Annotated in this window: 21 protein-coding genes and 1 pseudogene; 7 read left to right on the plus strand and 15 right to left on the minus strand. The window is 70.9% G+C overall.

Annotation, left to right across the window (positions count from 1 at the left end; translation table 11 throughout):
* The first annotated feature begins 88 nt into the window (after positions 1-88).
* On the plus strand, positions 89-2,323 hold the full coding sequence (locus KCH48_RS02655) for a glycoside hydrolase family 9 protein (protein ID WP_210569969.1): 2,235 nt from the start codon (positions 89-91) through the stop codon (positions 2,321-2,323).
* Here the strand turns inward: KCH48_RS02655 and KCH48_RS02660 are convergent.
* From KCH48_RS02660 to KCH48_RS02670, 3 genes are all read right to left on the minus strand, one after another.
* A complete protein-coding gene (locus KCH48_RS02660) occupies positions 2,268-3,794 on the minus strand; it encodes a cytochrome bc complex cytochrome b subunit (RefSeq protein WP_210569971.1) in 1,527 nt (508 codons plus the stop codon). The two genes, KCH48_RS02655 and KCH48_RS02660, sit on opposite strands and share 56 nt — an antisense overlap.
* Positions 3,791-4,720, minus strand: coding sequence for an RNA polymerase sigma factor SigJ (sigJ, locus tag KCH48_RS02665; protein WP_210569973.1), 930 nt, complete (start codon positions 4,718-4,720; stop codon positions 3,791-3,793). Before sigJ ends, KCH48_RS02660 begins: the two co-directional genes overlap by 4 nt.
* A gap of 110 nt (positions 4,721-4,830) precedes the next feature.
* Positions 4,831-5,553 (minus strand): 2OG-Fe(II) oxygenase, encoded by a 723-nt coding sequence (locus tag KCH48_RS02670; RefSeq protein ID WP_210569975.1) that lies wholly within the window; start codon positions 5,551-5,553, stop codon positions 4,831-4,833.
* Positions 5,554-5,737: 184 nt separating this feature from the next.
* On the opposite strand from KCH48_RS02670, the gene KCH48_RS02675 reads away from it, so the two are divergent.
* From KCH48_RS02675 to KCH48_RS02685, 3 genes are all read left to right on the plus strand, one after another.
* A complete protein-coding gene (locus KCH48_RS02675) occupies positions 5,738-5,983 on the plus strand; it encodes a hypothetical protein (protein ID WP_210569977.1) in 246 nt (81 codons plus the stop codon).
* Positions 5,984-5,986: 3 nt separating this feature from the next.
* The gene (locus tag KCH48_RS02680; protein WP_210569979.1) at positions 5,987-6,364 is read left to right on the plus strand and encodes a toxin Doc; all 378 of its coding nucleotides are present in this window, start codon (positions 5,987-5,989) and stop codon (positions 6,362-6,364) included.
* Between the two features lie 501 nt (positions 6,365-6,865).
* On the plus strand, positions 6,866-8,461 hold the full coding sequence (locus KCH48_RS02685) for an RICIN domain-containing protein (protein WP_210569981.1): 1,596 nt from the start codon (positions 6,866-6,868) through the stop codon (positions 8,459-8,461).
* 17 nt (positions 8,462-8,478) lie between these two features.
* Here KCH48_RS02685 and KCH48_RS02690 read toward each other — a convergent pair whose 3' ends face one another.
* The 4 genes and pseudogenes from KCH48_RS02690 to KCH48_RS02705 all read right to left on the minus strand — a co-directional run bounded on the left by KCH48_RS02690 (position 8,479) and on the right by KCH48_RS02705 (position 11,374).
* The gene (locus KCH48_RS02690) at positions 8,479-9,459 is read right to left on the minus strand and encodes a 2-hydroxyacid dehydrogenase (protein ID WP_210569983.1); all 981 of its coding nucleotides are present in this window, start codon (positions 9,457-9,459) and stop codon (positions 8,479-8,481) included.
* Positions 9,456-10,625 (minus strand): lactate 2-monooxygenase, encoded by a 1,170-nt coding sequence (locus KCH48_RS02695; protein ID WP_210569985.1) that lies wholly within the window; start codon positions 10,623-10,625, stop codon positions 9,456-9,458. The genes KCH48_RS02690 and KCH48_RS02695 overlap by 4 nt, the downstream gene beginning before the upstream one ends.
* A gap of 74 nt (positions 10,626-10,699) precedes the next feature.
* Positions 10,700-10,816 (minus strand): annotated as a pseudogene (locus KCH48_RS43355) (alpha/beta hydrolase); the annotation flags it as partial.
* Positions 10,817-10,822: 6 nt separating this feature from the next.
* Entirely contained in the window at positions 10,823-11,374 is a 552-nt protein-coding gene (locus tag KCH48_RS02705; RefSeq protein ID WP_210569986.1) for a hypothetical protein, read from the minus strand.
* Between the two features lie 326 nt (positions 11,375-11,700).
* Between KCH48_RS02705 and KCH48_RS02710 the strand changes: the two genes are divergently transcribed.
* Positions 11,701-12,132, plus strand: a complete 432-nt coding sequence (locus tag KCH48_RS02710) for a protease inhibitor (RefSeq protein ID WP_210569987.1) — start codon at positions 11,701-11,703, stop codon at positions 12,130-12,132.
* Positions 12,133-12,264: 132 nt separating this feature from the next.
* On the opposite strand, the gene KCH48_RS02715 is transcribed toward KCH48_RS02710, so the two are convergent.
* The 7 genes from KCH48_RS02715 to KCH48_RS02745 all read right to left on the minus strand — a co-directional run bounded on the left by KCH48_RS02715 (position 12,265) and on the right by KCH48_RS02745 (position 17,786).
* A complete protein-coding gene (locus KCH48_RS02715) occupies positions 12,265-12,741 on the minus strand; it encodes an STAS domain-containing protein (RefSeq protein ID WP_210569988.1) in 477 nt (158 codons plus the stop codon).
* 137 nt (positions 12,742-12,878) lie between these two features.
* Positions 12,879-13,094 (minus strand): CDGSH iron-sulfur domain-containing protein, encoded by a 216-nt coding sequence (locus tag KCH48_RS02720; RefSeq protein WP_210569989.1) that lies wholly within the window; start codon positions 13,092-13,094, stop codon positions 12,879-12,881.
* A complete protein-coding gene (locus KCH48_RS02725) occupies positions 13,075-13,740 on the minus strand; it encodes a HemK2/MTQ2 family protein methyltransferase (RefSeq protein ID WP_210569990.1) in 666 nt (221 codons plus the stop codon). The genes KCH48_RS02720 and KCH48_RS02725 overlap by 20 nt, the downstream gene beginning before the upstream one ends.
* A gap of 21 nt (positions 13,741-13,761) precedes the next feature.
* Positions 13,762-14,775: an iron-containing redox enzyme family protein gene (locus KCH48_RS02730; protein ID WP_210569991.1), complete on the minus strand. Its 1,014-nt coding sequence runs from the start codon at positions 14,773-14,775 to the stop codon at positions 13,762-13,764.
* A 60-nt stretch (positions 14,776-14,835) separates the two neighbouring features.
* The gene (locus KCH48_RS02735) at positions 14,836-15,027 is read right to left on the minus strand and encodes a hypothetical protein (RefSeq protein WP_210569992.1); all 192 of its coding nucleotides are present in this window, start codon (positions 15,025-15,027) and stop codon (positions 14,836-14,838) included.
* A 71-nt stretch (positions 15,028-15,098) separates the two neighbouring features.
* On the minus strand, positions 15,099-16,106 hold the full coding sequence (locus KCH48_RS02740; protein WP_210569993.1) for a Ppx/GppA phosphatase family protein: 1,008 nt from the start codon (positions 16,104-16,106) through the stop codon (positions 15,099-15,101).
* 177 nt (positions 16,107-16,283) lie between these two features.
* Positions 16,284-17,786 carry an MFS transporter gene (locus tag KCH48_RS02745; RefSeq protein ID WP_210569994.1) on the minus strand — a complete coding sequence of 501 codons (1,503 nt, stop codon included), beginning with the start codon at positions 17,784-17,786 and terminating at the stop codon, positions 16,284-16,286.
* Between the two features lie 206 nt (positions 17,787-17,992).
* On the opposite strand from KCH48_RS02745, the gene KCH48_RS02750 reads away from it, so the two are divergent.
* Both KCH48_RS02750 and KCH48_RS02755 read left to right on the plus strand, forming a co-directional pair.
* The gene (locus KCH48_RS02750; RefSeq protein ID WP_210569995.1) at positions 17,993-18,337 is read left to right on the plus strand and encodes a helix-turn-helix transcriptional regulator; all 345 of its coding nucleotides are present in this window, start codon (positions 17,993-17,995) and stop codon (positions 18,335-18,337) included.
* Between the two features lie 6 nt (positions 18,338-18,343).
* Entirely contained in the window at positions 18,344-18,871 is a 528-nt protein-coding gene (locus KCH48_RS02755; RefSeq protein ID WP_210569996.1) for an SRPBCC family protein, read from the plus strand.
* Positions 18,872-18,961: 90 nt separating this feature from the next.
* Here the strand turns inward: KCH48_RS02755 and KCH48_RS02760 are convergent, their stop codons facing one another.
* Entirely contained in the window at positions 18,962-21,778 is a 2,817-nt protein-coding gene (locus KCH48_RS02760) for an NHLP bacteriocin export ABC transporter permease/ATPase subunit (protein WP_210569997.1), read from the minus strand.
* Position 21,779: the final 1 nt, after the last annotated feature.

Below are 21,779 nucleotides of genomic sequence, written 5' to 3' on the forward strand. Positions count from 1 at the left end.
AACTCTCCTACAAGCATGGTGCGCGCCCGCATCTGGGAGCGCTCCCACGCCGGTAGCGTCACCCGTACCTCTCCCGAGGAGCCCAGACGTGAAAAGACGCAGAACCGCCTTGTTGTCCCTGATGGCCCTGCTGGCGGCGGCGCTGACCGCGCTGCCGGCCGCCGCCGACGAGGTCGAGCAACTCAAGAACGGCACTTTCGACACCACCGTCGATCCCTGGTGGACGACGACCAACGTCACCGCCGGTCTGTCCGGCGGACAGCTCTGCGCGGACGTCCCGGGAGGCACCGCCAACCGCTGGGACGCGGCCGTCGGCCAGAACGACGTCACCCTGGTGAAGGGGGAGTCGTACCGGATCTCCTTCACCGCGAACGGCACGCCCGCGGGCCATGTGGTGCGTGCGATCGTGGGGCTGTCGGTGGCTCCGTACGACACCTGGTTCGAGGTGAGCCCGCAGCTGAGCGTGTCCGGTGACTCGTATGCCTACACGTTCACTTCGCCCGTCGACACCACCCAGGGCCAGGTCGGCTTCCAGCTCGGCGGCCAGGCGGACGACTGGCGGTTCTGCATGGACGACGTGTCGCTGCTGGGCGGGGTGGAGCCGGAGCCGTACGAGCCGGACACCGGGCCGCGCGTGCGGGTCAACCAGGTCGCCTATCTGCCGGCGGGACCCAAGAACGCCACGCTGGTCACCGACGCCACCGGCAAGCTGCCCTGGCAGGTGAAGAACGCCGCCGGGACGACGGTCGCCCACGGCTGGACCGTGCCGCGCGGCACCGACGTGTCGTCCGCGCAGAACGTCCACTCGATCGACTTCGGCGCCTACCGCGGGCGCGGACAGGGCTTCACCCTGGTCGCCGACGGGGAGACGAGCCGCCCGTTCGACATCGACGCGCGCGCCTATGAGCAACTGCGCGTGGACGCGGTGAAGTACTACTACACGCAGCGCAGCGGCATCGCCATCCGCGACGACCTGCGGCCCGGCTACGGACGCCCCGCCGGCCATGTGAACGTCGCGCCCAACCAGGGCGACGCGAACGTCCCCTGCCAGCCCGGCGTCTGCGACTACACCCTCGACGTGACCGGCGGCTGGTACGACGCCGGCGACCACGGCAAGTACGTCGTCAACGGCGGCATCTCCACCTGGGAGGTGCTCAGCACCTACGAACGCTCCCTGCTGGCCCGCACCGGCCACCCGGCGAAGCTCGGCGACGGCTCGCTCGCCATACCGGAGAGCGGCAACAAGGTGCCGGACATCCTCGACGAGGCCCGCTGGGAGCTGGAGTTCCTGCTGAAGATGCAGGTGCCGGACGGGCAGCCGCTCGCCGGCATGGCCCACCACAAGATGCACGACGAGCAGTGGACCGGCCTGCCCCTGCTGCCCAGCGACGATCCGCAGAAGCGCGAACTGCACCCGCCGACCACCGAGGCGACGCTGAACCTGGCGGCGACGGCCGCGCAGGCGGCCCGGCTGTACCGGCCCTACGACCGCCAGTTCGCCACCGAGGCACTGGCAGCCGCCCGCAAGGCCTGGTCCGCGGCGCTCGCGCACCCCGCGGTCCACCCCGACCCCAACGACGGCACCGGAGGCGGCGCCTACCCCGACACCGACGCGACCGACGAGTTCTACTGGGCCGCCGCCCAGCTGTATCTCACCACCGGGCAGAAGGAGTTCGAGCGGTACATCCTGAACTCGCCGGTCCACACGGCCGACATCTTCGGGCCCCTCGGCTACGACTGGGCCAGGACGGCCGCCGCCGGACGACTGGACCTGGCGACCGTCCCGAGCAAGCTGCCCGGCCGGGACAAGGTGCGCCAGTCGGTGATCAAGGGCGCCGACACCTACCTGGCCACCCTGAAGTCACACCCGTACGGCATGCCGTACGCCCCCGCGGACAACCTCTACGACTGGGGCTCCAACCACCAGATCCTGCACAACGCGGTCGTCATCGCCACCGCGTACGACCTCACCGGCGCCTCGAAGTACCGGGACGGCGCACTGCAGAGCATGGACTACATCCTCGGCCGCAACGCGCTGAACATCTCCTACGTCACCGGCTACGGCGACGTCGACGCCCGCAACCAGCACAGCCGTTGGTACGCCCGCCAGCTCGACCCGAATCTGCCGAACCCGCCGAAGGGCACGCTCGCCGGAGGCCCCAACTCGAGCATCCAGGACCCCTACGCACAGAGCAAACTCCAGGGCTGCGTCGGCCAGTTCTGCTACATCGACGACATCCAGTCCTGGTCGACGAACGAGCACACCATCAACTGGAACTCCGCCCTGACCCGGATGGCGTCCTTCGTGGCGGATCAGGGCTGAGGCTCGCGCGTTCCACCTTCACCAGTTCCCCTGGCCGCTCATGGGCGGTCAGGGTGTGGAGCCGGGCCTGATCGAGCGGCTGGTGCACCTCGACGTACTCGCCGTGCGGCAGCCGCTTGATCACACCGGTCTCCCGGCCGTGCGCCACCAGCTCCCTGTCGCGGAGCTGGAGACCGAGACAGATACGCCGGGTGACGACGAAGACGACCACCGGGACCACGAACACGGCGATCCGCACCGCCCACGTCACCGTGTTGATCGACAGATGGAGCCGGGTCGCCACGATGTCGTTTCCGCCGCCCGCCAGCAGGATCAGATAGAGGCTGATCCAGGCCGCGCCGATGCCCGTACGCACCGGGCGGTTGCGCGGCCGGTCCAGGAGGTGGTGTTCCCGCTTGTCGCCGGTGATCCGGGCCTCCAGGAACGGATACACGCCGATGAAGAGCAGCAGGAGCGGGAAGACGACGACCGGGATCAGCACACCCATGACCAGCGTGTGACCCCACAGATTGATCTCCCAGCCCGGCATCACCCGGACCAGACCCTCGGCGAACCCGAGGTACCAGTCCGGCTGGGCGCCGGTGGAGACCTGATCGGCGCGGAAGGGGCCGTACTGCCAGACCGGGTTGATCGTCGCGATGGCCGCGATCAGCGTGAGGACGCCGAAGACCAGGAAGAAGAAGCCGCCCGCCTTCGCCATGTACACCGGCATGAAGGGCGAGCCGACGACATTGCGCTCGGTGCGGCCGGGGCCCGCGAACTGCGTGTGCTTGTGGTAGAAGACCAGCAGGATGTGCGCCACCACCAGCGCGGCCATGATGCCGGGGACCACCAGGATGTGCAGCGAGTAGAAGCGGGCCACGATGTCGTCGCCGGGGAACTCGCCGCCGAACAGGAACATCGTCAGATACGTCCCCACGATCGGCACCGACAGCAGCGCGCCCTCGACGAACCGCATCCCCGTCCCCGACAGCAGGTCGTCCGGCAGCGAGTAGCCCATCAGGCCCTCGAACAGGCCGAGGAAGAGTATGGACCAGCCGAACAGCCAGTTGATCTCACGCGGCTTGCGGAACGAACCCGTGAAGAAGTGCCGCATCATGTGCGTCAGCATCGCGGCCACGAAGATCAGCGCCGCCCAGTGGTGCAGCTGCCGGATCAGCAGCCCGCCGCGCACATCGAAGCTGATCTCCAGGGTGGAGGCGTACGCCTCGGACATCCGGACGCCGTTCAGTGGGACGTAACTGCCGTGGTACACCACCTCGTTCATCGACGGATGGAAGAAGAAGGTGAGCCACACGCCGGTGAGGATCAGCACGATGAAGCTGTACAGACAGACCTCGCCGAGCAGGAACGACCAGTGGTCGGGGAAGACCTTCCGCAGGTACTTCTTGCCGAGCGTGTGGGTGCCGAGGCGGCCGTCGAACCAGTCGGCGAGCCGCTCGCCCTTCCCGGGCCGCACGGTGGTGGTCACGCCTCCTCCTTGTGGACGTGCGTGAGCTTGTCGGGATTGCTGACGATGTAGACGCCGGACACCCGGTCGCCCTCGGGTGTGAGGTCCATGACCATTACCGCGTACGGCTCGTCGCCCTGGAACAGCACCATCGCCTCGTCGCCGTTGACCCGGCGGTAGCGCAGTTCGAGGCTTTGTGCGGCACCCCGGGCGCCGAGCGAGCCGATGAGGCGGACCGCCTTGTCCCGGCCGCGCACCGGGCGCAGCGCCGTGCCCCTGCGCTTGCCGCCGCCGTCCGACCACACCGTCACGTCCGGGGCGAGGATCTCCATCAGCGCGGCGATGTCCCCGCCGAGGGCCGCCTGCACGAACCGCTCGGTCGCCTCCCGGCGCACCCGCGGATGCGCCTGGTACCGCGGCCGCCGCGCGTGCACATGCGCCCGCGCCCGATGCGCCAGCTGCCGTACGGCCGCCGGGGTGCGGTCGATCAGCTCCGCGATCTCGGTGTGGGCGTACCCGAACACCTCGCCCAGCACGAACACCGCGCGCTCCAGCGGTGTGAGCGACTCCAGCACCACCAGCATCGCCAGCGACACGGACTCGGTGCGCAGCGCGGGATCGTCGGCGCCGTCGTCGGCGACCAGCGGCTCCGGCAGCCAGGGACCGACGTAGGTCTCACGGGACCGGTTGATCGCGGCGCGCCGGGTCAGCGCGTGGTTGACGGCGATGCGGACCAGATACGCCCGGGGGTTGTCGATCCCGTCGAGGTCGCGGCCCCGGCCCCGGGCCGTCCAGGACAGCCAGGTCTCCTGGAGCACGTCCTCGGTGTCCGCGACACTGCCCAGGATGTTGTAGACGAGGCCGAACAACAGCTCACGGTGGTCGACGAAGACTCCGGTCGCCTCGCTGAGTCGCTCGTCGGTGTCGGGCACAGGGAACTCGGACATGAACAGGCCTCCGCGGTGGTGCGCTCACTACTGCGAGGGCCGCAGGGGGCCGGACTGTGACATCGACGGCCGAATTGTGACCTATGTCTCACCGCTCGCCCCTGCCGGACTCAGGACGCGTCGTGGAAGACGAGCCCCAGCGAGTGCCGGTGGCCGGATCGCACCGGGCTCACTCCGTGCCGCATCGCCCCGGCCGACCAGCCGCGCCGGGTGCGCACGGGCCGGTCCCGGGTCGTGAAGACCAGGCCGTGGCCCTGCTCGAGCGCGGTGGCGGTGCCCCGCGACTGGGCCCTGGGCCGCTGCTCCACCATCAGGAACTCGCCGCCGGTGTAGTCGGTGCCGTACGCGTCGAGTCCGACGACCACCTGGAGCGGGAAGAGCATCTCCCCGAACACATCCCGGTGCAGCGCGTTCCAGTCGCCCTCCCCGTAGCGCAGCAGGATCTGCGCCGACCGGTCCTGCCCGGCCATGTGGCAGCGCTCCAGCCACTCGTCGAGCGCGTCCGGCCAGGGCGCAGGGCGGTCGAGCCGGGCTGCCCAGTCACGGGCGATCGGCAGCAGACGCGGATAGAGCGCGGCGCGCAGGGCGGCCACCGGGGCGGGCAGGTCATGGGTGAAGTAGCGGTACTCGCCGGAGCCGAAGCGGTGCCGTGCCATGTCGACGGTGGTCCGGAACAGCTCCGGCTTCTCGTACAGCGCCGCCAGGTCGCGGCACTCCGCCGGGGTCAGCAGCCGGCCCGTCCGCGCGCTGCCGTACGTGTCCAGTTCCTCGGCGAGGGCGGCCCAGTCCGTCCCGTCGACGCGGCGGCGGGCCCGGTCGGTGGTGAGCGTCATGAGAGGGTCACCGTCCTGTGCGATTCGTTCGTCGTGCTCTCGCTTCCTCTGCCGAGTCTGCCGCCCCGCCCGCGTCGCGTCCGGCGGGAATCGGACATGGCGTTCCGACCTCGGGGTACCGCGCGATTGACGCTGTGACCTGGCGGTATTTACGGGTAAGTACCCGCGCGGTACCCTCAAACGCATGCCAGCCCTCAACGTGGAGTTCAGTGACCGCGAACTGGAGGACCTGCGGCAGATCGCCAAGGAGCGGGGTACGTCGATGAAGGCGCTCGTGCGTGAGGCCGCAGCCGCCGACATAGCCCGCCACCGTGCCCTGCAGGAGGGCGCGGAGGCCTTCCGCCGGTTCTTCGCGTCCCACGCCGACGAATTCGCGGCCGCCTTCCCCGACGACGAACCAGCCATCAAGAGCGAGGGGCGGGTCGCCTGACCGATGGCTCCCGTCGTCCATATCGACGTCCCGTGGCTGCTCCAGCGCCACGAAGAGGTCCTGCCCGACCAGCCGACCATCAACGACTTCTCGGCCCTGGTCGCCGCCGTCGCCCGCCATCGCGTCGACCCGCCGCGCCTCGGCGTGGACTCCGACCCGGCCTGGCGGGCCGCCGCCCTGCTGCACACCCTCGCCCTGCTCAAGCCGCTGCCGGCGGCCAACGCCCGCTTCGCCTGCGCCACCGCCGTGGCCTACATGTTCGTCAGCGACGTCGGCATCGACCCCCCCTACGGCGCCCTCGTCGACCTCGCCCGCGACCTGATCTCCGGCAAGGCGGACATCTACGGCGCGGCCGACCGGCTGCGCTCGTGGCAGATCTGACGGGGCCGGCGACGCAACGGCCCGCCCACCCCGAGGCCGCCGGCCGAGGGCGGGAGGAACAGGGCCGGCGGCCGGGTTCGCGCAAGAGAGCCGCCATCTCGCGCGCGGCCTTCCGAGGTGGGCCGCCACCAGTGGACTACGCGGGGGCGTGCGCAGGGGAGCGTGCGCGGCGCACCGGCGAGTGCGCCCGATTCACACGGGGCGCGGGGAAAAACGGGAAAACAGGTGCCCAGAGGCGAGTTGCGGCCGCTTCTGACTTACTTTCAATGAGGCGGATGTTGCTCGAGTGCCTTGTTGGTCATGAGTGTGTTGTGCAAGGGTGAACAGCGCATGTGGGGGGCATTGGCGGAGCCGCATTCGTCCTGGGGGGAACAGGGCCGGACCGGCACGCGAATTCATGCTCCCCGCGTCGTCGCCCAAAAGGTACGCACCAACACTGAGTTCCCTTTTCGGCGGCCGGAACATCTGAGAGTCACCTGCGCGTGGGAAGGAATCCGCTCAGTGCCCACCCCCCACCCTCCTCGCCCGCCCTACCCCCCGCCCGGCGGGGTTCCCGCAGAATCCGACGAGGGCCTCGCCACCCGGCTGAGAGGCCGTACGGACGCCGAGGCCTCTCCGTCCGTCGCGCTGCTGATGGCGCGGCACTGGCGGCCCGCTCACGAATACGCGGTCATCTGCCTCGCCGCGAAGTCGGACGTCGCCTCCATGGTCACCGCCGCCGCGTTTCACCAGGTTCTCGACCGGCTGGCGCTCGGCGAGCCGGCCGACGCGGTGCGCCCGCGGTTCCTCGTGGCCGTGCGGGACACCGTCGGACGATGGTCGTCCGAGGAGCGAATATCCGGTGTTCTGCCGGATTTGGTGAAACCCGCCGGGGGTCGCGGCATGCGTGCCGCGAAGTCCATGACGCCGGAAAATCGCAAGCTGGCCGAGCGTTCATTCCACGCCCTTCCCGGACTCGCCCGGTGTCTGCTGTGGCACACCGAGGTCGAGGCGGAACCGATAACCGTTCCCGCCGGACTGCTGGGCATGGACATCGACACCGCGACGGCCGCTCTCGAACAGGCGCGTGAAAAATTCCGCGAGGGTTGTGTACACGCTCATCGGGAACTCGCACCGAGCAAGGATTGCCGCTTCTACAACCGACTCCTCGATGTCCCGATCCGCCGGGGCGGCGCACTGCTTCCGGATGTTCAGCAGCATCTCGGAGAGTGCCGCTACTGCCGTTTCGCCGCCGAACAACTGAGTCATTTCGAGAGCGGATTGGGTGTGCTGCTCGTCGAGGCCGTGCTCGGCTGGGGAGCGCGCCGCTATCTCGACTCCCGTCCCGGCCGCGCCGAGCAGGCCACGCGGGCACGCGGCTCCGGCCGGCACGGCAGAGCGCGCCAGCGGATCCTGTCCCGTGTCCCCGCGCCGGCCCGTCGTCGTATCGCCGATGTCCCGCGGCCCACCCGGGCGCTGCTCACGAGCGTGGGTATCGCCTCCGCCGGGCTCTTGGCGGGTGTGCTGGTCTCCAGCCTGTGGGCCACGGACGGCGTAACCGACCCGACCGAGTCCGCCGCCGCGACCGGTGCCCCGGAAACGACCACCCGGCCGGGCACCGCCCAACTCCCCACCGCCCCCCTGCAGTCCACGCTGCGCAACGAGGCCGCGAACCTGTGCCTGGACATCCGCGGCGAGGTCAAGGCCGGCGCCGGGACCGAACTGGCCGCCTGCTCGTCCGACGCGACCCAGCAGTGGTCGTACGAGGTCGACGGACTGCTGCGCAGCGTGGCGGATCCGAACCTGTGCCTGGACTCGCGAGCGGACGCCGGTGTCGTCATCCTCGGCACCTGCGCCCCCGACGACTCCGAGCGCGGCGACGACGTCCGCTACGACCTCACCGTGCGGGGCGAGTTGCTGGCCCGCTGGCAGGAGGGGCTCGCGCTGACGTCCACCACCAAGGACGAGGGCGCCGACATCGTCGTCAAGGTCCGTGACGGTTCCGCCGAGCAGCGCTGGCTGACCGACCGGGCGTCGGCCGACACCGGGTCGCTGTCGATCGCCGGGACCGACGTCCCCTCCGTGCCGCCCACCCGGCTCACCGGCCGGACGGCCTGAGGGGGCGCGGCTTCCGGCTAACTCACCACGTCCTGCGGGGGGTTGCCCGCCAGGAACCCGGCCACGTTCTGGACGGCGGCCAGGGCGATCCGGATCAGCGTCTCCCGGGTGACCCCCGCGGTGTGCGGGGAGAGCACCACGTTCGGGGCTTTGAGCAGACGCAGCGCCGGGGTGGGCGGTTCGGGGTCGAAGACGTCGATGCCCGCCCCGGCCAGGGCGCCCCGCTCCAGCGCGTCGGCGAGGGCGTCCTGGTCGATCAGGGCACCCCGGGCGGTGTTGATCACGAACGCGGTCGGCTTGAGGAGCGCGAGGCGTTCGGCGTTCAGCAGCTGCCGGGTCTCCTCGGTGAGGGGCGTGTGCAGGGAGACGTAGTCGGCGGTGCGCAGCAGCTCGTCGAGCGGCACATGACGGGCGCCGCCGAGGCGGGCTGCCGTCTCCGGCGGCACGGGGCGCCGCCCGGCGTAGACGACGGTCATGTCGAACGCGACCGCGCGCCGGGCGACTTCCTGCCCGATCTGCCCCAGGCCCACGATGCCGAGGGTCTTGCCGGACAACTCGGTGAGGGAGCTCTGCAGCCGGGGGAGCGCCCAGTCGGCCTCGACGAGGGCGGTGTGCGCGGGGATCAGCTGCTTGGCCAGGGCGAGCATGAGGGCGAAGGTCTGCTCGGCGACGTTCTGCGCCTCGGCGCCGCTGGAGCCGATCGTGCAGACGGGCACGGAGCGGGCGCGGGCGGCGGTCACGTCGACGTAGTCGAAGCCGTGGCTGGCGCACTGCACCAGCTCCAACTCCGGTGCGGCGGCGAGATGTTCGACGGTCACCGGGGCGAGCGCCGTCACGATGACGTGCGCCGCGCGCAGGGCGGCGGGGTCCTCGTCGGTGGCCTCGACGACGGTGACGTGCGCCTCGCCGGAGAGCAGGCCGGCGAGTCCGGCTCCGGTCGCCCGGCCGCCGACGTGGGGTGGGACGACGGCGAGGACGTTCTTCTTCGCGTCGGTCATGCGGGGTCCTCGACGAGGTCGGCGGGGCCCACCGTGGCGGGCGTGGCGTGTCCGGACAGGGCGAGGGTGAGGTCGAACTCCGCGAGCAGACAGCGGATCACATGCTCGACGCCCGCCTGTCCGTCGAGGCCGAGCCCGTAGACGTACGGCCGTCCGACCAGCACCGCCCGCGCGCCGAGCGCGAGCGCCTTGAAGACGTCGTCGCCGGTGCGCACCCCGCTGTCGAAGAGGACGGTCAGCCGGTCGCCGACGGCTTCGACGACCCGGGGCAGCGCGTCGGCCGCGGCGACGGAGCCGGCGACCTGGCGCCCGCCGTGGTTGGACACCACGACCCCGTCCATCCCGGCGTCGGCGGCGAGCCGGGCGTCGTCGGGGTGCAGGATGCCCTTGAGGACGATCGGTCCGTCCCAGTTCTCCCGCAGGAACGCCAGGTCGGGCCAGGTCTTGCCGGGATCCGCGAACATGCCGACGAAGTGCATCACCGCCGCGTTCGGATCCTCGTGCACCGGCTTGGCCAGGCCCGCCTGGAACGCCGGGTCCGAGAAGTAGTTGGCGGTGCCCACGCCGTGCAGGAACGGCAGATACGCCTGGTCGAGGTCGCGGGGCCGCCACGCCAGCATCGGCGTGTCCAGCGTGACGACCAGCACCGAGAACCCGCTCGCCTTGGCCCGGTTCAGGAAACTCCGGGTCACCTCGCGGTCCTTGGCCCAGTACAGCTGGAACCAGCGCTCGGCATCGCCCATCGCCTCGGCGACCTGCTCGATCGGCGTGCTCGACGCGGACGACAGGATGTACGGCACGCCCTGCGCGGCGGCGGCACGGGCAGCGGCCGACTCCGCGTCCGGGTGCATGATCGACAGCACGCCGACCGGCGCCAGCGCCAACGGGGCGGGCAGCGCGCGGCCCAGCACCTCGACCGACAGATCCCGCTCGTGCACGTCCCGCAGCATGCGCGGCACGATCCGGCGGCGCGCCAAAGCGGCCCGGTTGGCACGCGCCGTGCTCCCGTCGCCGGCACTGCCCGCCACATAGCCGACGGGGCCGGGACCGAGCCGCTGCTCGGTCAGCTCCTCCAGCCGGGTCAGATCGGTGGGCAGCCGGGGTACGGCGCCCGACATGCCGTTGAGGTAGATCTCGTACTGGAAGTCGGCCCAGTGCTTGCCCATCTCCTGCATCCCGCCTCTCGTCGCTGAGAACGCGCAGTACGCCGACCATACCGACCGGTAGGCAGACGGGACGATCAGGGTCGGGTCACCGACTCGCGCAGGACACGGGCGAGTTCGCGCGGCTGGGAGAACAACGGCCAGTGGCCGGTGTCGAGCAGGTATGTGATGTACGTGGCCGGCACCTCGGCGATGCCTCCCTACTCGCCGTCTGCCGGGGTGTCCTCGGGTTCCGTGTCGGGGCCCTGGGCGCGCACCCGCTGGACGTGTTCCAGGGAGTCCCTGAGTTCGGCGAGCCAGTCGTCGGTGTGGCGCTGGACCAGGCGTACGCACCAGGCGAGGGCGTCGCTGCGGCTGCGGGCGACTCCGGCGGCGATGAGCGTGTCCAGGACCTGACGTTCGGGCTGGCGCAGCCGGGTCATGACCGGTGCGGCGATATGCGTGAACAGGGTGCGCTCACCGCCGCACTCCACGCCCCAGGACACCTTCCGGCGGAACCGGTGCTCGGCGTCGCGGGCCACCGCGATCCGGGCCTCGCGGGTGCGCTCCCGGAACTCCTCGATCCGGCCCTGCACGGCCGCCTCCCGCTCGGCCGCCGGGGCGTCCTCCGCCAGGCGCGGTTCGGCGATCCGGCCGATGACGGTGATCTCCTCGCGGTCCACCATCACCTCGACCAGCTCTTCGAAGAGGTCGTCGGGCAGTCGGCCGGCGAACCAGCCGCGCAGCTTCTCTCGTTGCTCTGTCGTAATCATGTAATGACGATTACTCCGTTCCGGCGCGAAGGCAAGGGGTCGCGGCGGAAGTGCGCCGAGGGCTGAACCGGAATGTTTCAGGACGATTAACGAGCACCGGGAAACCGGCCACTCAAGCGCTTTCGGTGATCAAGAGTGGCTTGGCCATGGGCATGAAACGTTCGAATTCCGTGACTTCGCGCCACTGATTCAATACGCAAGGTTACTGAAACCCATGGGTTCGATGTGACCTGCGGCGGCGGACTCGGCAGACTCGCGCTCGCCGATCCGGCACCGATCGAGCCGGCTGAGGCAGACCCTCTTTTTCGAGCGGAAGGATGCACACAATGCGGAACACCGCGCGCTGGGCAGCGACTCTCGGCCTCACGGCCACCGCCGTCTGCGGGCCCCTCATGGGGGCCGCGCTCGCCACCCCGGCCGCCCCCGCCTCGCTCTACGCCCCCTCGGCGCTGGTACTCACCGCCGGCCACGGCGAGAGCGCGGCCACCGTCACACCGGAACGCGCGGTCACCCTGACCTGCGCTCCGAAGGCCTCCGGCACCCATCCGGTGGCCGCCGACGCCTGCGCCGAACTGCGCGGAGCGGACGGTGACTTCGACGCACTGAAGAGCAAGGACGGTGTGCTGTGCACCAAGCAGTACGACCCGGTGGTCGTCACCGTCGAGGGCGTCTGGCAGGGCAAGCGCGTCTCCTATGAGCGGACCTTCGGCAACGAGTGCGTGAAGAACTCCTACGGGGCGAGTGTCTTCGCGTTCTGAGGGACCGGGATCGCACGGGCCCCGTGATCACCAGCAGGGCACGTAGCTGGGGAGTGCGGACCCTGTGACGGGGCCCCTGTGATCTCGCACAAGGCCGGCGGGCGGAGTGGGGCCGCCCGCCGGCCCGCAAGCTCACTCCCGGTCCTCCGGGGGACCGGGAAGCTTCTCCGGGACACTTGGCAGTTCCTCCGGGACACCCGGAAGTTCTTCCGGGACGCCGGGAAGCGGAGGGAACCGGTCCAGCAGGCCCGATGCGCGCAGCAGCCGGCGCAGCAATGGATCGTCCGCGACGATCCGCAGCCGGCCACCGCGTGCCACGGCGCGTTCCTCGGCCCGGCACAGCACGCGCAGGCCGGAGCAGTCGAAGAAGTCCACACTTCGCAGATCGACCAGCACATCCGGCTCCGGCCCCGCGGTCGCCGCGTCGAGATGCTCCGCGAGGAACCCCGCGGTCGCCAGATCGATGTCACCGGCCGCCTCGACCACGGTGAACGGACCGTGCGAGCGGGTCAGGGCATGAGTGTTCGGCGCGGGCCGCGCCGTTCTGAAGGCGTCCACGACCGTGCCCTCGGCCCGCTCGCGGGCGCGGTCGTCTGCTTCCGGCGTCATGTCCGCTCCACCTCTACAGGGGGCGTATTCGATCTCGGTAGGTACCCCGCCGCGGTCTTGACCATCCCTGTGGAGCGGCCCTGCAAGATCTGGTTCACCCGACCCGGTGAATTTCCCTTGCGGGCATTGACTTTCTGTCAATCCTCGGATGTACGTCGAGTCCGCCTGCGGTGGCTCGTGTCGCACCAGGGGTAACGGCGGCTGCGCCGGCAGGTGCACAGGGCGACCCGGAAGCGGTCGGAGGTGACGGTGGTGCCGTCCTCCAGTTCCACCTCGACGGGTCCGTCCACGAGGAGTGGGCCCGGCTCGTGGAGGGTGAGACGGCGCGGTCGGTCAGCGGGGGCGTTCGGCACGGATGACCACCAGCTCTTCCTTGTCCTGGGCCGCGCTCAGCAGGCCCCGCTCACGCAGCCAGTCCTGCCGGGCGCGCAGCACCGGGCCGAACGCGATGCGCCTCCGCACTGTCACGGCGGTCCTCAGGCCCGATCCACGCAGATACGCGAGGGTGCGGCCGGGACCGCTCAGCGCGGAGTGCACGACCAGCAGGACTCCGCCCGGGCGCAGCAGGGCGGGTGCCTCCCGGCAGAGCGGGTCGAGGACGAACCGGCCGTCGCGGCCCGCGTCCCACGACCGCGCCCCGCCGCTATGCCGCGGCCGGGCGTCGGGCGCCGGTACGTACGGCGGGTTGGCGAGGATGAGGTCGAACTTCTGCTCGCGCACCGGGGCGAACAGATCCCCGTGCCGGATACGGATCGGAAGTCCGGCCAGCCAGGCGTTCAGCCGTGCGGTCCACACCGCCAGCCATGACACGTCCACCGCGGTCACCAGGGTGCCCCGGCGCGCGGCCTGGAGCGCCAGCGCACCCGTCCCGGTGCCCACGTCGAGAACCTCCGCGTTCGGCGGGAGCCGTTCCTGGGACAGGGCTCCGGCCAGCAGCGCGGTGTCGTCCTGCGGGGCGTACACGCCGGGTGGGGAGAGCGGAAGCGCCAGAGCGTTCATGCCTCCCAGGTACCCCTCATTTCATGAGATACCGGATATGTCGTGCTCCAGCGGTCTGCGGAGCGACGACCGGCCCGCCCGCCACTGCGCGAGCAGGGCGGTGGCGAGACGGTCCTCCAGGTATCCGGTGACGTCGACACCGAAGGCCACGTCCGCCGCGAGGTGCGGTTCCGCGTCCAGCAGCCCGCCGATCACGTCGTGGCGTACGACCTGCTCGTGGACCGCGTCGGCCTCCACGTGTTCGTCGTAGAAGAACACGGCGGCGGGACCGGCTCCGGTGCGGCGCAGGGCATCGGCGAGTCGCCGGGAGCCGGGGGACGAGGTGATCTCGACCGCCGCGAAGTGGCCCACCAGGGCGCCCCGCAGGGACCGGTGCAGGCCGAGGAGGGACATCAGGTTCACCGTGGCCAGGGTGTCGGCGGAGGCGGCGTCGAGGTAGCGGCCGTATGTCGGGTCCAGGCCGAGGTCCGTCATCAGGTCGGCGAACAGGCGCGCGTGCAGCCGCTCGGGGCGGCCCCCGCCGTACTCGTCGAACTCCACCGCCGCCATGGCCGACTTGGCCCGGCCCGACAGCCGCGGCAGCACCCAGGCGTGCGGGTCGGCCTCCTTGAGGTGGTACAGGGAACGCTGGGCCGCGTACTCGCGCAGCTGCCACAACTCGCCCTCGTCGCAGAGGTAATGGGTGACCCCGGAGCCGTCGACGGGCTCGACGAGGAGCTCCGCCAGCGAGCCGTCGACGGTGTCGTGGACCGGGGAGTCGGCGCGCAGGGCGGACAGGAAACGGTGCTCCAGCGCCGCGCGGACGCGCAGCAGATCCGGGTCCCACTCACGGTCCGGGGGTACGCCCGCGAAGCCTCGGTAGTGCAGTTCGTAGCACAGGTACAGGGCGAGCTGGAGGTCGTCGCCGTAGGCGGGTGCGGCGGTGATGTCCTCGGCGCGCGGCAGCGGTCCCGCGCCCAGCAGGTACTCCCCGACGGCAGCGGAGATCCGGCCGCGGGCCGACGGCAGCGAGGGTTCCGTGCGGTGCTGCTCCATGCGGCCCGGGTACCCCGGTGCCGCCGTGCGACCCGGCCGGTTGAAGTCGGCCGCCGGTCGTCAGTCGCCCCGGGACTCTTCCTGCGCCTGTGTGTTGGGGGTGATGGCCTCGCCGGCCTCACCCCTGCGGTGGCGCTGCCGCTCGGAGTCCTCGGGGTCCTCGACGCGGTGTTCGGCCTCCCCGATCTCGCGGAGGACCTCGTCGACGGCCCGCTCGGGCTGGTCGTCGGGCCGGTGATCGTGCTGGGGCACGGTGTCTCCTCGGTCGATGCGGTTCTGTGCAGTGCAGTGCAGTGCAGTGCAGTGCTGTGCTGTTCGGTTCGTCAGTCCGTCGCGGTCGCCACCCGCAACGGCACCGGCTCCGGGGGAGGGGCTTCCTCGGCGTGCCGGGTGATCTCCGCCCACCAGGCGGAGCCGTCCTCGAGGTGCCGCAGCAGGATGCCCTCGCGCAGTGCCCAAGGACAGAGGGTGACCGCCTTGAGGCCGGTCAGCTTCATCGCGGTGTGCCCGACCACCGCGCCTGCCAGGCTCTGCTTGGCCCGCGGCGCGGAGATGCCGGGAAGTTCGGCGCGTTCGGCGGCGGGCAGCGCGGCCAGCCGGTCGATCGCCGCGCGCAGGTCCGAGCGGCGCAGCAGCCGTTCGGTGAACGGGCCCTTCCGGCCGGGCGCGGCTCCGCACAGCCGCCCCAACTGCTGGAACGTACGGGAGGTGGCGACCGCGCTGCGCGGCCCCTCCCAGCGGATCCGGGCCGCCACGTCCCGCAGCTGGTGCCGGACTCTGCGGCGCAGCGCCTTCACCTGCTCCGGCGGCGGGGGATCCTGGTCGTCGAAGAACTCACGCGTCAGCCGTCCCGCGCCGAGCGGCAGGGAGGCCGCGAAGTCCGGCAACCGGCCGCGGCCGAAGGCCACTTCGAGAGAACCGCCGCCGATGTCGAGCAGCGCGAGCGGCCCCGACTGCCAGCCCATCCAGCGCCGGGCGCCCAGGAAGGTCAGCTCGGCCTCGACCTCGCCCGGGAGGGTGCACAGCTCGACTCCGGTGCGCGTCCGCACGGCGCGCAGGACGTCCTGCCGGTTCGGGGCGCCCCGCACCACAGCCGTGGCGAAGGCCAGCGGGCCCGCGGCGCCCCATTTCGAGGCGGTCGTGCTCGCCTGGGCCACCGCGTCGACGAGTCGTTCCACCGCCGTCTCGGGAATCCGGCCGCCGGGCCCGACCTCGTCGGACAGCCTCAGGCGCCACTTGGCGGTGTGGACCGGCAGCGGCGCCCCACCCATCGCGTCCGCCACCACCAGCCGGACCGTGTTCGACCCCACATCCACCACGCTGATTCGCATGGGCTGACGAGTACCCAGCCGGCGGACGGACGAACGGGATCACTCCGCTCGCCACGGCGTCAGCGGCGGCCACCAGTCCCCGACTGAGCCGGTGAGCGCGCATACGGCCACTCTGACAGCGGGAGGGGCCGCCGTCTCCCTGCAGACGGCGGCCCCTCGGTCGGGAGGCGGTACCGCTCACATGTGGACGACCGGTGCGGCGTCCGGGTCCTGCTGCGGCACCCCGCGGCGGAAGAGCAGGAACGCGATCACCGCGCCCGCCGCGAAGAAGCCCGCCGACCACCAGAACGCGGTGGTGTAGCTCTCGATCGTGGACTGTGCCTGCACCAGCTTGTTCGTGGCGTCCCGGCCGGAGAGGTAGCTCGTCGCGGCGCTCGCGGCGAGCGTGTTGAGCAGCGCCGTGCCGATCGAACCACCCACCTGCTGCATGGCGTTGACGGTGGCGGAGGCCACGCCCGCGTCCTCGGCGGCCACCCCGCCGGTGGCCATCTGCATGGCCGGCGGCATCACCAGGCCGAGGCCCACGCCGATGACGATCAGCTGCGGCAGCACCGCGCTCACATAGTCCGAGCCGAGCCCGATGGCGGTCAGCCAGGCCATGCCGCCCGTGGCGATCGCGAAGCCCAGTGGGATCACGGCCTTGGGGCCGAGCCGCGGCACCAGCATGGTGGTGCCGACCTGCGCCGCCACCATCAGCGCCGCGACCATCGGCAGGAAGGCCACGCCGGTCTTCGTCGGGCTGAAGCCCAGGTTCAGCTGGAGGTAGTAGGTGAGGAACAGGAACACACCGAACATGCCGGCGCCGGTGATCAGCATGGCGAGGAGCGAGGCCCCACGGTCGCGGTCCAGCAGGATGCGCAGCGGCAGCAGCGGGTGCGACGCACGGGTCTGCCACCAGGTGAAGGCCGCCAGCAGAACGCCGCCGGCGAGCAGGAAGCCCCAGGTCTGCGGCGCGGACCAGTCGTGCGTCTCGGCGTTGGAGAAGCCGTAGACCAGCGCGAACAGACCACCGGCGACCAGGATCGTGCCGGGCACGTCGAGCTTGGAGCCGGCCGCGTCGCGGTGGTTGCTCAGCAGCATCCAGCCGCCGACGAAGGCGACGAGGGCGATGGCCACGTTGACGTACAGCGTCCAGCGCCAGTCCAGCGCGTCGGTCAGGATGCCGCCGAGCAGCAGGCCCACCGCACCGCCGGCGCCGGCGATGGCGCCGTACACACTGAACGCCCTGGCGCGCTCGCGGGCGTCGGTGAAGGTGGTGTTGAGGAGGGAGAGCGCGGCGGGCGCGAGCAGGGCGCCGAAGACACCCTGGAGGGCACGGGCGGCGACCAGCATCTCGAAGCTGGTCGCTGCGCCGCCTAGTGCGGAGACGGCACCGAAGCCGGCAACCCCCACGAGGAAGGCGGTCTTGCGGCCGAACAGGTCGGCGATCCGTCCGCCGAGCAGCAGCAGGGAGGCGAACGCGAGCGCGTACGCCGTCACGACCCACTGCCGGTTGCCGTCGGAGAAGCCGAGGTCGGCCTGGGCCGACGGCAGGGCGATGTTCACGATCGTGGCGTCGAGGACGACCATCAACTGGGCGAGCGCGACGATCGCGAGGATCCACCACCGCTTGCCGGAGGCCGCCTCGGTCGACGCCGCGGCGCCCGCGCGGGCGCCTTCGGACAGGGTTTTCTGGGACATCGGGAACCACCCAGGGAAGTCGTTCGGAGGTGAACAGGTTCGTCGAAGGTCAAGAGACCGTAAACGAAACTGTTTCGTACACATCGAAGCTAGACCTGTTTCTGCGAAACGGCAACGTTTCGCTGAGAAGGGGTCGTGTGATGTGGGCAACGCCTGGCGCCGAGTATGCCTTGACAGGAATATAACCGCAGAGGCATATTGGACTCATGTCCGACGCCGCCCTCTGGACCGCCCTCGCCGATCCCCACCGGCGGGCCATCGTCGCGCTGCTCCTGGAGCGGCCGCGGCCCGTGGGGGAGATCGTGGAGGCATCCGGGCTGAGCCAGCCGAGCACGTCGAAGCATCTGCGGGTGCTGCGGGATGCCGGTCTGGTGCGGGTTCGGCAGGACGCGCAGCGCCGGGTCTACGCCCTCGACCCGGCGCCGATCGAGGAACTCGACGCCTGGCTGGCCCCGTACCGCAAGCTGTGGAACCGCAGCCTGGACGCGCTGGGCCGCCGCCTGGACGAGACGTCGGACGACCCCACCGAGGACCCCTCTCCGAAGGACTGATCCACCATGTCCGTCGAACGCACCGGCACCTATCTGACCCTGGACGACGGCCGCCCCGCCGTCCGCTTCACCCGTACCTACGACCATCCCGTCGACCGCGTCTGGCAGTTCGTCACCGACGCCGACGAACTCGCCCACTGGTTCCCGTCCCGCGCCGAGATCGAGCTGCGCCCCGGCGGCACGGTCAAGTTCAGCGGCGACCCGGCCCTGGAGGACACCACGGGCACGGTGCTCGCCGTGGACGAGCCCCGGCACCTCTCCTTCGAGTGGGGCGGCGACGAACTCCACTTCGACCTCGAAGCCCTGGACGACAAGCGCACCCGCTTCACCCTCACCAACATCCTGGCCGCCGAAAACACCGCCGCCCGCAACGGCGCAGGCTGGGACGTCTGCCTCACCGCCCTCGACGCCCGAGCCAGGGACGACCACTTCGAGGGCCCACACGCCGGGACAACCGCACCGTGGGAGGAGGTCTACGCAAACTGGGTAGAGGCGGGAGTCCCCTCCGGCGCCCCGATCCCCGGCCGGGACTGAAGCGCCCCCAAAGGGGCGCGGGGAACTGCGCGACCAGCCACGACGGCGCCGCAGAAGACCAACGACCCATCGCGGCACCCCAGCGGACCGCTACGCCATCTGCCGCCGAACCAACTCATGCAGCCGCCCACCCGTATCCGCCAGCAACTGCGCAGGCGGCCCCTGCTGGGCGACCTTCCCGTCCTCCATCACGATGACGCGATCGGCGTCCAGCACCGTCGACAGGCGGTGCGCGATGACGATGCGGGTGGCGTTGAGAGCCTTCGTGCTCTCGATGACCGTGCGCTGCGTCTCGTTGTCGAGCGCGCTGGTCGCCTCGTCGAAGAAGAGGATGCGGGGCCGCCGGATCAACGCCTGCGCGATCATCAGCCGCTGCCGCTGGCCGCCGGATATCGCGCCGTTGCCCGCGACGATCGTGTGCAGCCCCATCGGCATCCGCTGGATGTCCTCGGCGAGCCCCGCCATCGCCGCGGCGGCCATCGCCTCGTCAGGCGTGTAGGGCTCGGTGCCGCAGATGACGTCCAGGATGGAGCCGGTGAACGGCTGCGCATGCTGGAGCACCACCCCGCACTGCCTGCGTACGGCGGACTGGTCGAGCGCCGCCAGGTCCTGGCCGTCGTACAGCACACTGCCCGAGACCGGTTTGTCGAAGCCGATGAGCAGCCGCAGCAGCGTCGACTTGCCGCAGCCGCTGGGGCCGACGATCGCCACGAACTCGCCCGGCCGCACCTCGAACGACACGTCGTCCAGGACCAGTGGGCCGTCGTCCGAGTACCGGAACGACAGCCGTCGTGTCTCGATCGCTCCGGTCAGCGGTCCCGGCCGGGTGCTCGCCGTGCGCACCTCGGGTGTCGCGTCGAGCACCGGCTTGATCTCCTCGAACAGCGGCAGCGCGGCCACCGCCGAGACGAAGGCGCCGGTGAGCTGGGTGACCGAGGTCAGCAGCATCGTCACCGACGTGTTGAAGGTGAGGAAGGCCGCCGCCGACATCTCGCCGCGCGCCGGACCGGCCAGCAGCATGAACATCAGCAGGGTGCACAGCGGCAGATACACCGCGCTCAGCACCGCGTTGAGGTTCTTGATGTGGCCCGCCTTCTGCTGCAACTCGCGGCTGCGGGCGAACTCGGACGCCCAGGCGGCGTAGGCGTAGTTCTCGGCCGCCGCGACCCTGAGCTTCGGCAGGCCGCGCAGCGTCTGGAAGGCCTGGTTGTTCAGCTTGTTGCCGAGTACGACGAGCCGCCGCTGCCAGCGCACCTGCCACAGCCCGAGCCCCAGGAACACCGCCGCGATGACCACGAGCATCCCGATCGCGGCGAGGGCCATCGGGACGCTGTACCAGAACAGCAGCGCCAGGTTCATCACGCCGACCGTCAATGACTGGGCGACCACCGGGCCGACTCCCGCCATGAGCCGGCGAATCGAGCTGATGCCCATGGCGGCGCTGGCCAGCTCGCCTGTCGACCGCTCGGTGAAGAACTTCGTCGGCAACCTGAGCAGCCGGTCCCAGACGGCCGGTTGGAGCGTCGCCTCGATACGGCCCTCCAGGCGCAGGATCGTCAGGTTCTGCAGCAGCATGAACGCCGCCGCCACCACGCTGCTGACCATCACCGCCAGACAGACCTGCACGATCAGCCCGGTCTGGGCCTTCGGCACGAACTCGCCGAGCACCTTGCCGGTCGCGATCGGCACCAGCGCGCCGATGGCCACCGTGACCAGGCCGCTGATGACGAGGCTCGTCAGATCGCCGCTCGTGCCCCGCATGCTGAACCGCAGCAGCCGCAGCGGGGTGAGCCCGCGGTCCGGCAGCGGACGGTAGAACATCACGGCACGCGGCTCGAACTCCTCCGCGTTGGCCTTCTCGATCGGGGTCTCCCGGCCGGTCGCCGGATGGACGGCGACATAGCCGCCGCGCCGCCACAGCAGGGCGACCGGCGCTCCGGACAGCGCCCGGTGGCCGACCATCGGGCCGACGTTGTCCCGCCACCAGCGGCCGTCCAGGCGTACGGCCCTGGTGCGGACGCGGGAGGCCACGGCGATCTGCTCGACGGGATCGAGCCGGTCACTTCCGGTGCCGGTCTGCGCGGGCTCCGCGAGAGTGATCCCCGAGGCCTGGGCGACCAGCTTGCACGCGGCGTAGGAGGCGTCCGCGTCGGCGGCCGTCGCACGCTTCGCCGACGACTTGCCGATCGACGCGAGCAGCGTCCGGTCGGCCTCGGCGCGCACCGCCTCACCGGCCTTGATACCGGCAGCCGTCCGCGTCTCGTGGGTGCGCTCCAGCTGTTCGATCCAGCGGTCCAGCGTCGCCAGCAGCCGGTACTGCTGGTCGACCATGCCCTGCCAGACACCCGGGTCCATCAGCAGGTCGGCGGCGGCCTCCGCGCCGTACAGGGAGCCGTACTGCACACTGCCCGGCGGGACCTGCATCCAGAACACGTCGTCGTCGGTGGGCGCGGCGGCGTTGTCGCCGGCCATCGGCGCCTGGAAGAGGATCGACAGGCTGCGGCCGACGCCGAGCGCGAGGGCGTACTCGAGCGGGCTGGTCGTGGGCGGGACGTACTGGGGGTTGCCGTACTCGTCGTACGACCAGGTCTGGGTGTTCGCGGGCTGGTACAGCTCGCGCAGCCCGATGCGGTGGACGACGCAGCCGCGGGACGGGCGGGCGACCAGGGTGTGCTGGGGACCCGGGACAGGGCCGAGCAGCAGCGAGCCCGTCTCCAGGCGGCCGAGGTGGTGCCAGTGGCCCTGCTGCTCGGCGTCGACCGCGAACAGGTCCATGGCGCCGGACGCGACCAGCCACAGCACCTGCGGGCCTTCGAGATCGAGGCGGTTGAGCCCGGTGCAGTCGATCGGCGTGCCCATCTGACCCAGCGCGCCGAGGACCAGGTCGCCTTCGTGAACGGACGTCATC

Origin of the sequence: Streptomyces sp. GESEQ-4 (assembly GCF_017948455.1) — a bacterium.
Taxonomy (GTDB): Bacteria; Actinomycetota; Actinomycetes; order Streptomycetales; family Streptomycetaceae; genus Streptomyces.

Coding starts and splice junctions, on each gene's coding strand:
- KCH48_RS02705 (WP_210569986.1), bottom strand. CDS start 11,374: ATGATTACGACAGAGCAACGAGAGAAGCTGCGCGGCTGGTTCGCCGGC.
- KCH48_RS02690 (WP_210569983.1), bottom strand. CDS start 9,459: ATGACCGACGCGAAGAAGAACGTCCTCGCCGTCGTCCCACCCCACGTC.
- KCH48_RS02715 (WP_210569988.1), bottom strand. CDS start 12,741: ATGACGCCGGAAGCAGACGACCGCGCCCGCGAGCGGGCCGAGGGCACG.
- KCH48_RS02670 (WP_210569975.1), bottom strand. CDS start 5,553: ATGACGCTCACCACCGACCGGGCCCGCCGCCGCGTCGACGGGACGGAC.
- KCH48_RS02730 (WP_210569991.1), bottom strand. CDS start 14,775: ATGGAGCAGCACCGCACGGAACCCTCGCTGCCGTCGGCCCGCGGCCGG.
- KCH48_RS02740 (WP_210569993.1), bottom strand. CDS start 16,106: ATGCGAATCAGCGTGGTGGATGTGGGGTCGAACACGGTCCGGCTGGTG.
- KCH48_RS02710 (WP_210569987.1), top strand. CDS start 11,701: ATGCGGAACACCGCGCGCTGGGCAGCGACTCTCGGCCTCACGGCCACC.
- KCH48_RS02675 (WP_210569977.1), top strand. CDS start 5,738: ATGCCAGCCCTCAACGTGGAGTTCAGTGACCGCGAACTGGAGGACCTG.
- KCH48_RS02695 (WP_210569985.1), bottom strand. CDS start 10,625: ATGGGCAAGCACTGGGCCGACTTCCAGTACGAGATCTACCTCAACGGC.
- KCH48_RS02725 (WP_210569990.1), bottom strand. CDS start 13,740: ATGAACGCTCTGGCGCTTCCGCTCTCCCCACCCGGCGTGTACGCCCCG.
- sigJ (WP_210569973.1), bottom strand. CDS start 4,720: ATGTCCGAGTTCCCTGTGCCCGACACCGACGAGCGACTCAGCGAGGCG.
- KCH48_RS02750 (WP_210569995.1), top strand. CDS start 17,993: ATGTCCGACGCCGCCCTCTGGACCGCCCTCGCCGATCCCCACCGGCGG.
- KCH48_RS02680 (WP_210569979.1), top strand. CDS start 5,987: ATGGCTCCCGTCGTCCATATCGACGTCCCGTGGCTGCTCCAGCGCCAC.
- KCH48_RS02755 (WP_210569996.1), top strand. CDS start 18,344: ATGTCCGTCGAACGCACCGGCACCTATCTGACCCTGGACGACGGCCGC.
- KCH48_RS02760 (WP_210569997.1), bottom strand. CDS start 21,778: ATGACGTCCGTTCACGAAGGCGACCTGGTCCTCGGCGCGCTGGGTCAG.
- KCH48_RS02745 (WP_210569994.1), bottom strand. CDS start 17,786: ATGTCCCAGAAAACCCTGTCCGAAGGCGCCCGCGCGGGCGCCGCGGCG.